14 protein-coding genes are annotated in these 15070 nt (G+C 65.0%); 4 read left to right on the top strand and 10 right to left on the bottom strand.

Features of this window, described 5'->3' with window-relative positions; genetic code table 11:
- Positions 1 to 2: 2 nt before the first annotated feature.
- The 4 genes from AC066Y_RS16450 to AC066Y_RS16435 are packed head-to-tail and all read left to right on the top strand — an operon-like array spanning position 3 to position 5457.
- Complete coding sequence (locus AC066Y_RS16450) at positions 3 to 3287, top strand: efflux RND transporter permease subunit (RefSeq protein WP_478274793.1); 3285 nt, start codon at positions 3 to 5, stop codon at positions 3285 to 3287.
- On the top strand, positions 3288 to 4775 hold the full coding sequence (locus AC066Y_RS16445; protein WP_478274792.1) for an efflux transporter outer membrane subunit: 1488 nt from the start codon (positions 3288 to 3290) through the stop codon (positions 4773 to 4775).
- Positions 4776 to 4783: 8 nt separating this feature from the next.
- A complete protein-coding gene (locus tag AC066Y_RS16440) occupies positions 4784 to 5095 on the top strand; it encodes a hypothetical protein (RefSeq protein ID WP_478274791.1) in 312 nt (103 codons plus the stop codon).
- An 11-nt stretch (positions 5096 to 5106) separates the two neighbouring features.
- Positions 5107 to 5457, top strand: a complete 351-nt coding sequence (locus AC066Y_RS16435; RefSeq protein ID WP_478274790.1) for a BA14K family protein — start codon at positions 5107 to 5109, stop codon at positions 5455 to 5457.
- Positions 5458 to 5482: 25 nt separating this feature from the next.
- Here AC066Y_RS16435 and AC066Y_RS16430 read toward each other — a convergent pair whose 3' ends face one another.
- The 10 genes from AC066Y_RS16430 to AC066Y_RS16385 all read right to left on the bottom strand — a co-directional run bounded on the left by AC066Y_RS16430 (position 5483) and on the right by AC066Y_RS16385 (position 15055).
- Positions 5483 to 6160, bottom strand: a complete 678-nt coding sequence (locus AC066Y_RS16430; protein WP_478274789.1) for a hypothetical protein — start codon at positions 6158 to 6160, stop codon at positions 5483 to 5485.
- A gap of 153 nt (positions 6161 to 6313) precedes the next feature.
- Positions 6314 to 7405 (bottom strand): sensor histidine kinase, encoded by a 1092-nt coding sequence (locus AC066Y_RS16425; protein WP_478274788.1) that lies wholly within the window; start codon positions 7403 to 7405, stop codon positions 6314 to 6316.
- Entirely contained in the window at positions 7402 to 7842 is a 441-nt protein-coding gene (locus AC066Y_RS16420) for a response regulator (protein WP_478274787.1), read from the bottom strand. The genes AC066Y_RS16425 and AC066Y_RS16420 overlap by 4 nt, the downstream gene beginning before the upstream one ends.
- Complete coding sequence (locus AC066Y_RS16415) at positions 7839 to 9377, bottom strand: sensor histidine kinase (RefSeq protein ID WP_478274786.1); 1539 nt, start codon at positions 9375 to 9377, stop codon at positions 7839 to 7841. Before AC066Y_RS16415 ends, AC066Y_RS16420 begins: the two co-directional genes overlap by 4 nt.
- A 100-nt stretch (positions 9378 to 9477) precedes the next feature.
- Positions 9478 to 10836 carry an acetyl-CoA carboxylase biotin carboxylase subunit gene (gene accC, locus AC066Y_RS16410; RefSeq protein WP_092113729.1) on the bottom strand — a complete coding sequence of 453 codons (1359 nt, stop codon included), beginning with the start codon at positions 10834 to 10836 and terminating at the stop codon, positions 9478 to 9480.
- 24 nt (positions 10837 to 10860) lie between these two features.
- The gene (gene accB, locus AC066Y_RS16405) at positions 10861 to 11355 is read right to left on the bottom strand and encodes an acetyl-CoA carboxylase biotin carboxyl carrier protein (RefSeq protein ID WP_478274785.1); all 495 of its coding nucleotides are present in this window, start codon (positions 11353 to 11355) and stop codon (positions 10861 to 10863) included.
- Positions 11356 to 11407: 52 nt separating this feature from the next.
- Entirely contained in the window at positions 11408 to 11869 is a 462-nt protein-coding gene (gene aroQ, locus AC066Y_RS16400; protein WP_456723305.1) for a type II 3-dehydroquinate dehydratase, read from the bottom strand.
- A 299-nt stretch (positions 11870 to 12168) separates the two neighbouring features.
- Complete coding sequence (locus AC066Y_RS16395) at positions 12169 to 13056, bottom strand: DUF1236 domain-containing protein (RefSeq protein WP_478274784.1); 888 nt, start codon at positions 13054 to 13056, stop codon at positions 12169 to 12171.
- A gap of 123 nt (positions 13057 to 13179) precedes the next feature.
- Positions 13180 to 14154 (bottom strand): hypothetical protein, encoded by a 975-nt coding sequence (locus AC066Y_RS16390; protein ID WP_478274783.1) that lies wholly within the window; start codon positions 14152 to 14154, stop codon positions 13180 to 13182.
- 133 nt (positions 14155 to 14287) lie between these two features.
- On the bottom strand, positions 14288 to 15055 hold the full coding sequence (locus AC066Y_RS16385; protein ID WP_092113737.1) for a DsbA family protein: 768 nt from the start codon (positions 15053 to 15055) through the stop codon (positions 14288 to 14290).
- Between the last annotated feature and the right edge of the window lie 15 nt (positions 15056 to 15070).

Below are 15070 nucleotides of genomic sequence, written 5' to 3'. Positions count from 1 at the left end.
CCATGAATCCGTCAACGCCCTTTATCCGCCGGCCGGTCGCAACCACGCTGTTGACGTTCGGGCTCGCGGCGGCCGGCCTTGTGGCGTTCTTCAAGCTGCCGGTGTCGCCGCTGCCGCAGGTGGATTTTCCGACCATCTCGGTGCAGGCGACGCTGCCCGGCGCCAGCCCGCAGGACGTCGCGACCACGGTCGCGAGCCCGCTTGAGCGGCATCTCGGCCAGATCGCCGATGTGACGGAGATGACGTCGTCGAGCTCGGTCGGTTCGACCCGGATAACGCTGCAGTTCGGGCTGAACCGCGACATCAACGGCGCGGCGCGGGACGTGCAGGCCGCGATCAACGCGGCACGGGCCGATCTGCCGACCAGCCTGCGCAGCAATCCGACCTACCGCAAGGTCAACCCGGCCGACGCGCCGATCCTGATCCTGACGCTGACGTCGGACACGCTGACCCGCGGCGATCTCTACGACGCCGCCTCCACGGTGCTGGCGCAGAAGCTGTCGCAGGTCGAGGGCATCGGCGAGGTCGTGGTCGGCGGCAGCTCGCTGCCCGCCGTGCGCGTCGATCTGATCCCGCAGGCACTCTATAAATACGGCATCGGACTCGAAGACGTCCGCGCGGCGCTGTCGAGCGCCAACGCCCACAGCCCCAAGGGCGGCATCGATGTCGGCGACCAGCGCTACCAGGTCTACGCCAACGACCAGGCCAACAAGGCCGATGACTACAGATCGCTGATCGTGGCCTATCGCAATGGCGCGCCGGTTCACCTCTCCGATGTCGGCGAGGTGGCCGACGGCGTCGAGAATCTGCGCAATGCCGGGCTCGCCAACGGCAAGCCCGCGGTGCTGCTCATCCTTTACCGCCAGCCGAACGCCAACATCATCTCGACCGTCGACCTGGTGAAGGGGCTGATGCCGCAATTGCAGGCCTCGATTTCGCCGGCGATCGACATCGGCCTTGCGGTGGATCGCTCGACAACCATCCGCACCTCGCTCCGCGACGTCGAGCGAACGCTGGTTCTGGCGGTGATGCTGGTCATCATCGTGGTGTTCGCGTTCCTGCGCAATTTGCGCGCCACCTTGATTCCGGTGGTGGCGGTCTCGGTGTCGCTGGTCGCAACCTTCGGCGCGATGTACCTGATCGGCTACAGCCTCGACAATCTGTCGCTGATGGCGCTGACGGTGGCGACCGGCTTCGTGGTCGACGACGCCATCGTCGTGCTGGAGAACGTCACCCGCTACATCGAGGAGGGCCTGAGCCCGCTCGAGGCGGCGCTGAAGGGCGCCAACGAGGTCGGCTTCACCGTGCTGTCGATGAGCATCTCGCTGATCGCGGTGTTCATCCCGATCCTGCTGATGGCCGGCATCGTCGGGCGGCTGTTTCGCGAGTTCGCGATGACGATCTCGATCTCGATCCTGATCTCGCTCGCGGTCTCGCTGGCGACCACCCCGATGATGTGCGCCGTGCTGCTCAAGCCGGACAGCGGCGGCCACGGCCGGCTCTATTGGGCCAGCGAGCGCTTCTTCGAGGCGATGCTGAATTTCTACCGCAGGACGCTGACGGCCGCGTTGCGGCATCCGGTCTCGGTGATGCTGATCCTGGCGGCGGTGTTCGGCCTCAACTTCTATCTCTACAGCGTGATCCCGAAGGGCTTCTTCCCGCAGCAGGACACCGGGCGGTTGGTCGGCTCGATCCAGGCCGACCAGAGCGTCTCGTTCCAGCTGATGCAGCAGAAGCTCGCGCAGTTCGTCGGCATCATCCAGAAGGATCCGGCGGTGGAGACGGTGGTCGGCTTCACCGGCGGCGGCCAGACCAATTCCGGCTTCGTGTTCGTCTCGCTGCGCCCGCTCGACCAGCGCAAGATCGGCGCCGACGGCGTGATTTCACGCCTGCGCCGCGAGATGTCGGTGGTACCCGGCGCCAGCCTGTTCCTGCAAGCGGTGCAGGACATCCGGGTCGGCGGGCGGCAGTCGAATGCGCAGTATCAGTACACGCTGCAGGGCTCGACGCTGGAGGAGCTCAACGACTGGACGCCGAAGATCACCGCGGCCTTGCAGCGCGATCCGAACCTTGCCGACGTCAACAGCGACCAGCAGAACAAAGGCCTTGAATCCGACCTCGTGATCGACCGCGATGCTGCGGCCCGGCTCGGCATCACCGTGAGCCAGATCGACAACACCCTCTACGACGCCTTCGGCCAGCGTCAGGTGTCGACGATCTATGTCGCGCGCAACCAGTACCACGTCATCATGGAGGTCGCGCCGCGCTACTGGCAGAACCCCGAGACGCTGAAGGACGTCTACATCAGCACGTCGGGCGGATCGGTCGGCGGCTCGCAATCGACCAACGCGGTGGCCGGCACCGTGGTGGCGCCGGGAATCTCGAGCGCGGCGAGTTCAGCCAATGCCCAGGCCGCGCGCAACCAGGCGACCAATTCGATCGGCTCGACCGGGAAGGGCGTCGCCTCGACCGGATCGGCCGTCTCGACCAACAGCGAGACCATGATCCCGCTGTCGGCGGTGGCGGAGTTCAAGCAGGGCGCGACGCCGCTTGCGGTCAATCACCAGGGCCTCCTGGTCGCCAACACCATCTCGTTCAACCTGCCGCCGAACGTGTCGCTGAGCACTGCGGTCGGCAGCATCGGGGCGACGATGAACCGGATCGGCGTCCCGGCGACGATCCGCGGCACCTTCCAGGGCTCCGCCAAGGCGTTCCAGGATTCGCTCAGCAACCAGCCGTTCCTGATCCTGGCCGCGATCGTCACGATCTACATCGTGCTGGGCGTGCTCTATGAGAGCTACGTCCATCCGCTGACCATCTTGTCCACACTGCCCTCGGCAGGTGTGGGTGCCTTGCTGGCGCTGATGGCATTCAAAACCGAGTTCAGTATCATGGCGCTGATCGGCGTCATCCTGCTGATCGGCATTGTGAAGAAGAACGCCATCATGATGATCGACTTTGCGCTGGACGCGGAACGCAGGCGCGGGCTGGAGCCGCTCGAGGCGATCAAGGAGGCATGCCTGCTGCGCTTTCGTCCCATCATGATGACGACGATGGCCGCGCTGCTCGGCGCGGTGCCGCTCGCGATCGGGATGGGCGACGGCGGCGAGCTGCGGCAGCCGCTCGGCATCGCCATCGTCGGCGGCCTGATCCTGAGCCAGGTCCTGACGCTTTACACGACGCCGGTCATCTACCTCTATCTCGACCGGTTCCGCTTGTGGGCCCTGCGCGTCCGCCGCGGCGGCGCCGTGCGGATGCCGGGCTCCTCACTTCAACCGGGCGAGTAAATGCCGACAGGTGCAGCGTTGCTTAGTCTTCGAATATTGCGGAAACCGGTCCGGTTTCGGCGCGTGGCCGCGTTCGGCGGCCTCAGCCTTGGTCTGAGCCTTGGCCTGACCGGCTGCATCCCCGGGGTGGAGAAACCCGAGCTCAGTCTCGAAGTGCCGGCGAGCTATCGCGCCGCGACCAAGGGCGATGCCGACGCCGCCGTTCCGGCGCTCGCCTGGTGGCGCGGCTTCCGCTCGCCCGAGCTGACAGGGCTGATGGAATCCGCGCAGCTTTACAATCTCGATATCGCGGTGGCGATCGCCCAGATCGTGCAGGCCGACGCGCAGGCCGGCGTGTCCGGCGCCGCGCTGCTGCCGTCGATCTCGGGATCGGCGAATGCCGAGCGTCAAAAGATCGCGACGGGATCGAGCTCGGTGCTCGGCGGGAGCAGCGGTACGTTCTCGCAGTACAGTCTGGGGCTGAGCGCGAGCTACATCGTCGACTTCTGGGGCAAGAACCGCGCGACGTTGTCGGCGTCGGAGGAGAGCGCGACGGTCGCCCGCTACAATCGCGAGGTGGTCGCGCTGACTACGATGGCGACGGTGGCCAACACCTATTTCCAGGTGCTGGCGGCGCAGGACCAGATCAAGGCCACCCGGCGCAATCTGGCGGCGGCCGAGCGCATCCTGGCTTTGATCAAGTCGCAGTTCGCCGGCGGCACCGCCTCGCAGCTCGACCTGTCGCAGCAGGAGGCGCTGGTCGCCACGCAACGCGCGGCGATCCCGCCGCTCGAGGTGACGCTGGGGCAGAACACCGCCGCGCTCGCCCTCTTGGTGGCGCGCGCGCCGGCCGATTTCGCGGTGCGCGGCGGCAGCACGACGCAGATCTCGGTGCCGCGCATCACACCGGGGATGCCGTCGGAATTGCTCTACCAGCGGCCTGACGTCCGTCAGGCCGAGGCGCAGCTCGCGGCCTCTAATTTCAGCGTCGACGCGGCGCGGGCGGCGTTCTTCCCGCAGATCCAGCTGACCGGCACCACGGGCTTCCAGAGCGCGGCGCTCGCCTCGCTGTTCGCGCCGGGCGCCTGGTACTACACGCTCGCGGCCGGGCTGACGCAGCCGCTGTTCGACGGCTTCCTGCTGGAGAGCCAGCTCAAGCTCGCCAAGGGCCAGCAATTGCAAAACCTGCAGGCCTATCGCAAGGCGGTGCTGTCGGCCTTCGCCGATGTCGAGAAGGCGCTGATCGCGTTGCAGAAATATACGCTGCAGGAGCGGCTGCAGTCCGACGTGGTGGCGAGCTCGCGCAAGGCGTTCGAGGTCTCCGAGACCCAGCTACGCGGCGGCACGGTCAATCTGATCACGGTGCTGCAGACACAGCAGACGCTGTTCACGGCTGAACTCAACCTGGTGTCGGTGCGGCTCAACAAGCTGCTGGCGGCCAGCAGCTTGTTCCAGGCGCTCGGCGGCGGCTGGACACCGGCCGGCACGCTCGCGGCGGCAGTGCCATGAGGTCGGTCATGCAGCGGTTCGTCACACTGTTCGTCGTTACTCTCGTCATCGCGCTCGGCGCGCCGACCGGCATTGCCCGTGCGCAGCAGCGGCCACCGAACAGCATTCCGCTCGCCTTCGGCATGAGCGCCGATCAGGCCAGCCAGTCGCTCGGCGTTCCGCTGAACTATGTTCGCGGCACGCCGGGCAATGAATTGTTCGTCGCGCTGCCCAATGTCAGGGGCAGCGTGCTGTCGAGGCGCAGCGACGGGCTTTATCTGCAATTCGGCAAGGGACGCCTGATCGCCTGGAAGGGCGACTGGGGGACCATTCCGCAATGAGGGCCCTCGGCATGACCGCCATCAGAGCATTGATCGCCTGCGCCGCCGTCGCGCTCGGCACCGCCGCCGTCTCGGCCCAGAACTTGTCTCATGACTTGGAGCCGCAACGGCCGCTGCGTTACGGCAGCACCGGCGGTGCGTATTTCGACGGCAGGGACGACGACCGCGATTTCCGCAGCAACGGCTCCTTTCCGGGCAGCTTCGCCGCCGATCCCTTCAGCGCGGGCTTCGGCGCGGCAGGTCTGTTCGGCTCGACGCCGTATCACTCGGCGCGGTCCTATCCGTCGCAGGTCATCTTCGGCGCGCCATGTCAGGATTGCCGTCCGCATCGCGCGCGACGGCACCGCGATCGGGCTGATTGAGGGGCTGGGGAAGCGGAAGGCGCTTTTAGCTCTTGCGCAGAAGGTCGTCGATGATGCGCAGCTTCATCCAGCCGGTCTTGTCGATAATCTCCCTGCGCAGCGTGTCCTTTTCCATCTCGTATTGCTCGCGCGAGCTGTCGTGGCCGCCGCTCGCGGTGATTCCGAATGTCCTGAGCAAGGCGTTGTGCCGCGCCTCCCAGGCGATCACATGCTCGGTCATGAGCTGCGTCACCGCTGGAAGGAAGCCGGGATGGCCTGCCAGGCCGCATGTTTCCGTGGTCTGCGGATCTTCCGCCAGCATGATCACGTTCCATTCGTCGTAGCCGATCAGATCCAGCTGCGTGTAGAGAAACGCGCCATGCGGCCCGTCCCAGATCTTGTGGTCGATGACCAGGAACGGCAACGCATGGCAGTAGCCGTGGCGCGCCGTCATGTCACGGTTGAAACTCTCGGTGCGCTCCTGCAGCCGTTGGTTGGCCGCAGCAAACACGGCGAGGCGATTGTCCGCCGCCGGCACGATGCTGGCTGCGTCGTCGGGCGCGAACCCCGCATCGCGCAGCATCGGCCCGATCCGCGGATCTTCCCACTGCCTCTTGTGAAAAGCGGGGGCCGCGCCGTCGGCACCCGGTGCCGGACGCAAGGGCTCCTTGAGGTCGCCCGACGTCGCCTGCTTCTTTCCAAAAACCACCCTGCGCTCGAACATCGTGCCGTTCCTGCCAAGCTGGGGGAAAAGCATGGCAAGCAATGCCCAGATTTGTCTTAACCCGGTCAGGGCCAGCGGCTGCGATCGAACAACAGGGTGACGCGACCGTTAAGGCCAACGCGAAAATTCGATCAATCCGCCGGCGGAAGCGCTCTAACTGGCGGCAGCGCTTGTCGATTTCGCCGGCGCCGGGGTGACGCGGGCGAACCGCACCACGAAGCGGGTGCCCTTGTGGCTGGGGTCGCGCTCGACGCTGGCGTCGAGCTTGACGGCCATCGCCGCGACGATGCGCTGGCCCATCCCTGTGCCGCGTGGATCGGCCTTGTCGGAGAAGCCCACGCCTTCATCGCTGATCGCAAGCTGCAAATCGTCCGCGTCCGGCTTCAGCTCGACATGGATCGGGCCGGCGCCGTCGGGATAGGCGTATTTCACGGCGTTCATCACCAGCTCGTTGACGATGATGCCGATCGCGACCGCGCGGTCGGGATCGATCTCGACCGGGTCGGCCTTCAGCGTCAGCCGCGACATCTTGTTGCCTTCGGCCGATCGCCTGAGATCCTCGAGCAGCGCCTCGAGATACTGGTTGAGCATCACCGTCTTGAAGTCGTGCGAGGTGTAGAGGCGGCGATGCACCTGCGCGACGGCGGCGACCCGGCCCATCGCATTGGTGAGCGCCGCCTTGACATCCTGCTGGGTCGAGGAATTGGCTTGCAGATGCAGCAGCGAGGCAATGATCTGCAACGAATTGCCGACGCGATGGTTGACTTCGCGCAGCAGAACCTCGCGCTCGGCGGCGAGCGCGGCGTAGCGGTCGCGCGAGGCGTGCACCTCGGCCTCGGCCTCGTCGCGCGCCTTCTGGATCGCGGCCCGCCGGACCGCGCCGTTCACCGCGACCTGGAGCAGGGGGATGAATTCGCCCCTGACGTCCTTGACCAGATAGTCCGCCGCGCCGGCCTTCAGGGCGGTAACGGCAATCGCCGAATCCTGCGAGGCGGTGACGAACACCACCGGCGGCGCATCCGCAATCTTGAGAATCTGCTCCAGCGTCTCGAGCCCGTCGAGGCCGGGCATGTACTGGTCGAGCGCGACCACGTCGATGCCGCCTTGGGCGAGCCGCTCGAGGCCTTCCTGGCCGCTTGCGGCGTGCACGACCTTGTAGCCTGCGCGCGTCAGCCCGCGTTCGACCAGGCGCGCCAGCGCCGCGTCGTCGTCGATATAGAGCAGTGTCGGCGTTGCGCTGGTCATGGGGAAGCTGGCGGCACCTGAATCACGGAAAAGAACAGGCCAAGCTGGCGAATGGCGTTGGCAAAGCTTTCGTAGTTCACCGGCTTGGTGATGTAGACATTGCAGCCGAGTTCGTAGCAACGCTTGATCTCCTGGGAGTCGTCGGTCGTGGTCAGTACGACCACCGGCGTCGCCTTGAGATGCTTGTTTTCCTTGACCCGCTTCAGAATATCGATGCCGGTCATGTCGGGCAGATTGAGATCAAGCAGGATGAGCAGGGCCTGGCCCTTGCGCTCAACCGCGCTGCCATCCTTGCCGAACAGGTAGTGCACGGCCTCTGTACCGTTGGTGAACGGGACGATCTCATTGTTGACACCTGAGCGCCGGATATTCCGCTCAATCAGGCGGGCATGGCCCTCGTCGTCCTCGATCATGATGATGGTGACTGGATCGCTCATGATTCCTTGTCCCGGTTCTTGCCTGAGTTCTTGCCTGACCATTTGATAGGCAGCGTGATCGTGAACGTGCCGCCGTTGTGAAGTTCCGATGCTACCGACATGGTGCCGCCCAGTCTGCGCACAAGTGCGCGGACATGGGCAAGCCCGATGCCCTGACCGGGCTTGTCCTGGGTTCCGGCACGGCGGAACAGATCGAAGATGCGCTGGTGGTCCTTCGGATCGATGCCGCGGCCATTGTCCGTGACCTCGAAAATCGCAAAGCCCAGCTTGGTGCGGCCCTCGATCGAAATCTCGCCGGGGACGCCGTCCTTGAGGTACTTGAGTGCATTGTCGATCAGGTTGGAGAAGATCTGCTCCAGCGCGAGGCGGTCGCTGACGATATTCGGCAAAGTGCCGACCTCGACGGTCGCATTGGCCTCGGCCGCCTGATGCGCGACCGTCTTGACGATGCCGTCGATCAGCTCGCGGACGTCGATCCGCTCCAGCTTGAACTCGCGGCGGCCCTCGCGGGTGAGATTGAGGATCGCGCTGATCAGGCGGTCCATCTTTGCGATCGACGATTTGATGAAGCCGAGCGATTCGCTGAAATCGTCGGATAGCTGCTTGTCGGAGCCTTCAAGCTCGGGCTCGGCCACATCGGTCGCGTCTTCCATCGCCGGCGCCAGCGATGCGGTGCGATTGAGCGTGGCGATACGCTTGAAGATATCGCCGCGCAATTCCTCCAGCTCGCTGGTGAAGCCCATGATGTTGACCAGCGGCGAACGCAGGTCGTGGCTGACGATATAGGCGAAGCGCTGGATTTCCTCGTTGGCCTCGCGCAGGTCGGCGGTCCGTTCGTCGACGATGGTTTCGAGATTGACGTTGCTGTCGCGCAGCCTGGCCTCGGCCTCGTCGCGCGCCCGCGACGATTGCCGCAGCAGCACGAGCGAGAGGGCGGCGAGCGCCAGCACCATGCAGGAGCCGGCAATGGTGACGGAGGAGGCCAGCACCTGGGTCCTGTCCGCGGTCGCGGTGCGCGCCGCCAGCAGCCGATCCTCCTCGGTGCGCATGTCGCGGCCGATCCGGGCGATCGCCTCCAATGCATCGGCCGACGTGCCCTTGCGCAGGATGTCGACGCTGGTCGCGGCGTCGTTGTTGTTGGCGCGCTCGATGCTGAGGGCGAACTCGGCCAGCCGTTGCTCGACGGCGGCCTTGAGCTTCGCGGCATTGGCGACCTGCTCCGGATTGTCGACGGTCATCATCTGGAGATGGTCGAGCGCGGCCGGGAGCGCGGCCGCGGCCGACTGGTACTCGGACAGGTATTGTGGTGCTGACGTCAGCAGATACGCCCTGGTCGCGCTTTCTGCGCGTCTGACGTCAAGCAGCAGATTGGCGACCTGGCTCTCGACCTCGACCGTATGGACGACCCAGGCGTTGTCCTCACGCGCCTTGTTGACCAGCAGGACGGACGCCGCGCTGACCGCGACCAGCACGAAAAATCCCGCCGAGAGCAGCAGGATCTGCAACGTGGACCGGCGTCGTGAAACGGGTGTCACGACGGTCTCTTCGCAAGAGTGGGATTCAATGCGTCCCCGTGGAAAGCCAACAACCCTTTAGTACGTTTGAGCGGGCCGCTGGGTTCCACAAAGTTCCAAACTATTTCGGGGCGTCGGACGGTTGGCCGGCGAGATACTGCTCCAGCCAGTGAATGTGATAATCGCCCTCGATGATGTCGGGCTCGCGCACCAGTGCGCGGAACAGCGGCAGCGTCGTCTCGATGCCGTCGACCACCATCTCGTCCAGCGCCCGGCGCAGCCGCATCAGGCATTCGCCGCGGGTCTTGCCGTGCACGATCAGCTTGCCGACCAGCGAGTCGTAGTAGGGCGGAATCACGTAGCCCTGATAGACGGCGGAATCGATCCGCACGCCGAGACCGCCAGGCGCATGGAATTGCGTGATCCGTCCGGGCGAGGGACGGAAGGTCTGCGGGTTCTCCGCATTGATGCGGCACTCGATGGCGTGGCCGATGATCGCGATCTCGCTTTGCTTGGCCGGAAGCTCGCCGCCGGCGGCAATCCGGATCTGCTCCAGCACCAGATCGATATCCGTGATGCTTTCGGTGACGGGATGCTCGACCTGGATGCGCGTGTTCATTTCGATGAAATAGAACTCGCCGTCCTCGTAGAGGAATTCGATGGTGCCGACGCCGAGATACTTCATGTCCCGCATCGCCTTGGCACAGGTCTCGCCGATCCTGGCGCGCGCCGCCGCCCCGAGCACGGGCGAGGGGCCTTCCTCCCAGACCTTCTGGTGACGGCGCTGCAGCGAGCAGTCGCGCTCGCCGAGATGGATGGCGCCGCCGCGGCCATCGCCGAGAATCTGGATCTCGATGTGGCGCGGCTTCTGCAGGTATTTCTCCAGATAGACCGAGGCGTCGCCGAACGCCGACTTGGCTTCGTTGGCCGCGGTCGTCAGCGCCAGCGCGAGGTCGGCCTCGGTGTGGGCGACCTTCATGCCGCGGCCGCCGCCGCCGGCCGCCGCCTTCACCAGCACCGGGAAGCCGATCTCCTTGGCGATCGCCATGGCATCGTCGTCCGCCGTCACCGCGCCGTCCGAGCCGGGCACCACGGGGATGCCGAGGCGCTTGGCGGTCTTCTTGGCCTCGATCTTGTCGCCCATCAGGCGGATGTGCTCGGCCTTCGGTCCGATGAAACCCAGATTGTGGTCGGCGAGGATCTCGGCGAAGCGCGCATTCTCGGACAGGAAGCCGTAGCCGGGATGCACGGCGTCGGCGCCGGTGATCTCGCAGGCGGCGAGCAGCGCCGGGATGTTGAGATAGGAATCCTTCGACGGCGGCGGCCCGATGCAGACGCTCTCGTCGGCGAGCCGCACATGCATGGCGTCGGCGTCGGCGGTGGAATGCACCGCTACGGTGGAGATGCCGAGCTCCTTGCAGGCCCGGAGCACGCGAAGCGCGATCTCGCCGCGATTGGCTATGAGGATCTTGTCGAACATCGCAGCGCCTGACGTTGACGGAAGCTATTCAATGATGACGAGCGGCTCGCCGAACTCGACCGGCTGGCCGTCCTCGACGAGGATCTGGGTCACCGTGCCCGCGCGCGGCGACGGAATCTGGTTCATCGTCTTCATCGCCTCGATGATCAGAAGGGTCTGGCCGGCCGTGACCTTGGTGCCGACTTCAATGAACGGCTTGGCGCCAGGTTCCGGAGCCCAATAGGCGGTGCCGACCATCGGCGAGGGCACGACACCCGGGTGCTTCGCCATGTCGGTGGCGGCAGCGGCGGCAGCCGGCACTGCCACCGGGGCGGCAACCGCATGCACGGCTGACGGCACGGAGGCGGCGATGCTGATATTGCGCGCGACCCGGACGCGCAGGCCGGCGCGCTCGATCTCGATCTCGGTGAGGTTGGTCTCAGCAAGCAGCAGCGCGAGCTCGCGGATGAGGACGCTGTCGTCGTTCTTGGAGTCGTTCTTGGACTTTGCGGCTGATTTGTCGTCTGGCTGGCGCGCCATGTTGTTTGATCCGAAATCTCTGTCTGGTGACGGGGAACGTCAGGATTGACGATTAAGTCTTTGCCTTCGCACCGATCCTGGCGGCGAGGCCGATGATCGCAAGCCGGTAGCCGTCGATGCCGAAGCCGCAAAGCGACGCGAAGGCGGCTTTAGCAGTGAACGAGTGGTCCCGGAAGCTCTCGCGGGCGTGGATGTTGCTGACATGGACCTCGACGGCGGGGATCTTGACCGCGACCAGCGCGTCATGCAGCGCGATCGAGGTATGGGAGTAGCCGCCGGCGTTGATGATGATGCCGACCGCCTTTTTGGCGTGGGCCTCATGGATGAAGTCGATCAGTTCGCCCTCGCGGTTGGACTGCCGGCAATCGGCGGTCAACCCGAACTGCCGCGCGGTGTCCGCGCACAGCTTCTCGACGTCGGCGAGGGTGGCATGGCCGTACGTCTCCGGCTCGCGCGTCCCCAACAGGTTGAGGTTCGGGCCGTTCAGCACATAGATCGTTCCGGCAGCAGCCATTTTCAGGGGTTCCGAAGGGGAAAGTGGGCCGGGTTATAGGTAACAACCGGCCGCAGGGGAAGTCTTTAGGTGAAATCGGAACGTCTTCAACAGCTTCCTCCGCTCTGTTAGATAGCTGCCGTAACCTACGGAAATTGCTGATTAACCAAATCCGGAGGAAGTCGCCCCTCCGCTGTGCTCCCGCCGGCCATCCACTGGCGACTGCGGGGTGCAGCCGCATGCAAAACCCCGCCCTTGAGGGGGCGGGGTTGAGATCGAGGCGAGGGCCCGTGATGGCACCGCTCGCGCCGAGGCCGAGGTCAGCCCTCGATGATGTAGACGATCTCGTGGGTCTCCGGCTGCACGATGATGTAGCGGCCGTGGACCAGGATAAACTCGTAACCGCGCCACTGCGGGTAGATCGTCACCACGCGCTCCGGCAGCGGATAGAAGTGCACGTCAGCCGGGACGCGGGTGCCGACCGCCACGTTGAAGTTCACGTTGGTGGTTTCGGTCACATGCTCCGACCTGATCGCGGTCGAGATCTGGGTGCGCTTCTCGGCCGGCGGAGCCGCGGTGGCCGACGTCGCCGCGTTGCCGGTCGTGGTCTGGGTGCGGCTCGTGTCGTTGGTCTGGGCGCGGTTGGCGTCGGTCGGGCTCTTGGTCTGAGCGTTCTGGTTGGTGGTGGCGCCGTTCTTCTCTCGGCTCTCGGCGGCGTTGGTGCGATCGCGACCCTCGCGGCTTTCCGCATTCATCTTGCCGCTCTTGTCACGCTCCTCGGCCCTCATGTTGCCGCTCTTGTCGCGGCCTTCGGCCTTCATGTCCTTCGAGCTTTCCTTCGAACCTTCCTTGGCGCCCTTGGTCGCATCGTTCTCCGAGCTCATGCTCTTCGACTTCTGCGTGTTCTCCTGGGCGCCCTTGGTGGCGGGGCCGGACTTTTCGGACTCGGCGCCCTTCATGCCCGATGCGTCATCCTTCATGCCTGAAGAAGACTGGCCGGTCGTGGAGTGATCGGAACCCTTCATGCCGCCCGTGTCGCGCTGCATGGTGCCCGACGATGCGCCACCGGACGGTGCGCTGTGCTGCACGGTCGCGCCACCGCCGGCCCCGGATTCCTTGTTGGCGCCGCCGGCGCCCTGTGCATTCGCGAAACCGGTACCGGCGATCAGGGCCGCCGCAGCGACCGAAATCAGAAAGCGGTTAGTCATCATATTCCTCCTCGTTATTCAGCATTGCCCGCGCCGACAACGGGAGAGGATGTGCGATGTTCCTGTTGATTTGCGGTTCCTTGCGGTTTGTTTCTTTTGTGAATGCGCGATGAACAATCTGCGTTAACCGCAAGCCCAGTCGAACTCCATGCTCGCAAGATCGAGCTGGCCGTTGCCGCCGCCGAAATTGAACCCGCCGAAATGTTCTTCGATCTCGAGATAGGTCGCGCTGTATCTCGGCGTCCACTGGTTGGGGAACATCGTGCCACCGAGATGATTGCGGCCGTGCAGCCGCTCAAGACCGCGCGCACTGCCTTGCTCGCCATAGGGTGCGATGTAGTCGCCGAGCTCGCCCTTGTGCAGCAGATGATCGCGCGGCGGCTTGCCGACATTGGGGTCATCTTCGCGCGGCGCAAGTGCGATGCCGTAGGCGTGGTGCCCGGTCTCGGGGATGCCTCCGAACACACGGTACCAGTATGTCTTCTCCAGTCCTTCGATGCGGGTGCGGCCGACATTGACGTCGAACGCCGTGCGCGCCGCGCCCTTCACGAGCCAGCGCGGAGGCGAATTGGTTTCCAGCAACGGATTGCCGGCAAGCTCCGGCGGCCGGCAGAGCGGTCCGGCGAACTCGGTCTCGGTGAGCCAGATCGCTGCGAAATTGTGGTCGATGATGTCCTTCATCCGAAACTCCATCGGATGACGGTTCTGCCGATAGGCGAAGTACGGCAGCAGATTGGGATCGGATGGACGCGCGATGGTCTCCGCCGCGAGATATTGCGCGACCGCGTCGATTTCGACGGGTTCGTCATATTGCTGATCGGCGAACATGGCGAGCGCGACATAGGCGTCTCCCTTGGCGCGATACTGCGCCGGGACGCGCAGCGTGAAGCAGTGCTGCATCGGAAAGCCGTCATGGGGACTGAGCGGCCATTGCTCGGTGCGAATGCCCGGTGGCAGGCCGTAGCACCAGCCATGATCGTGGTCGGTGCCACGCTGTGGCGCTGTCTTCAGGAGCGTGAGATCGTAGCCAAGGGTTGGTGGAGCAAGGGTTGGTGGAGCAAGTGTTGGTGGCGCAAGGGTTGGCGGGGCCAGGGGCATGGCGCGCGGCTTTCGTTGTTGGTGATGCCTCTTGGTTGCGGCCAGCGCGGAAGCGGTTCGGTGCCGCAAATAAAAAATCCGGCTGCCAGGCAGCCGGATTTTTCTTGATGGATGAGCGCCGTCGAAGCGACGATCAGCAGGTCGCCTTGCCGCAGCGGGCAAGGCCGATCTTCTCCTTGAGACCCTCGACGCCGACCGCGCCGATCACGACCTGCTTGCCGATCACATAGCTCGGCGTGCCGTTCATGCCCATGGATTCGGCGAGGCGGAAATTCTCTTCGATGGTGGCCTTCACCTCGGGGCTTGCCATGTCCTTCTCGAGCTTGGTCATGTCGAGACCGACCTCCTTGGCGACCGCCAGCGCGCGCGCCTTGTCGGCGGCGCCGCGGCCGCCCAAGAGCTTCTGGTGAAACTCGAGATACTTCTTGCCGGTCGGATCCTGCATGCGCACGGCGACTGCGACCTGCGCGGCCTCGACCGAGCCCTGGCTCAGCACCGGGAATTCCTTCAGCACGACCTTCAGCTTCGGATCCGACTTCATCAGGTCGAGCATATCGGACATCGCGCGCTTGCAGTAGCCGCAATTGTAATCGAAGAACTCGACGAAGGTGACGTCGCCGTCCTTGTTGCCGAGCATGACGCCGCGCGGCGAGTTGAAGATCGTGTCGGCGTTCTTGGCGACGCTCTGCTCATGCTTCTCGGCTTCGGCGGCGGCCTGCCGCTTGCTGAGCTCGTTCATCGCCTCTTCGAGCACCTCGGGGTGCGCGATCAGGTAGTTGCGCACGATGGTCTCGATGTCGCCGCGCTGGGTATCGTTGAAGCTCTGCGCGGACGCCGTCAGCGGCGCGGCGCAAATGCCGAGCGCGAGCAGGGCAGGGGCGAGAAAACGAAGCGCTGGCATGGCAAAATCCTTGTT

This window comes from Bradyrhizobium sp. USDA3010 (assembly GCF_056429065.1).
The sequence above is the reverse complement of the archived record's forward strand: the minus strand, read 5'-3'. Positions and strand labels throughout refer to the sequence as shown.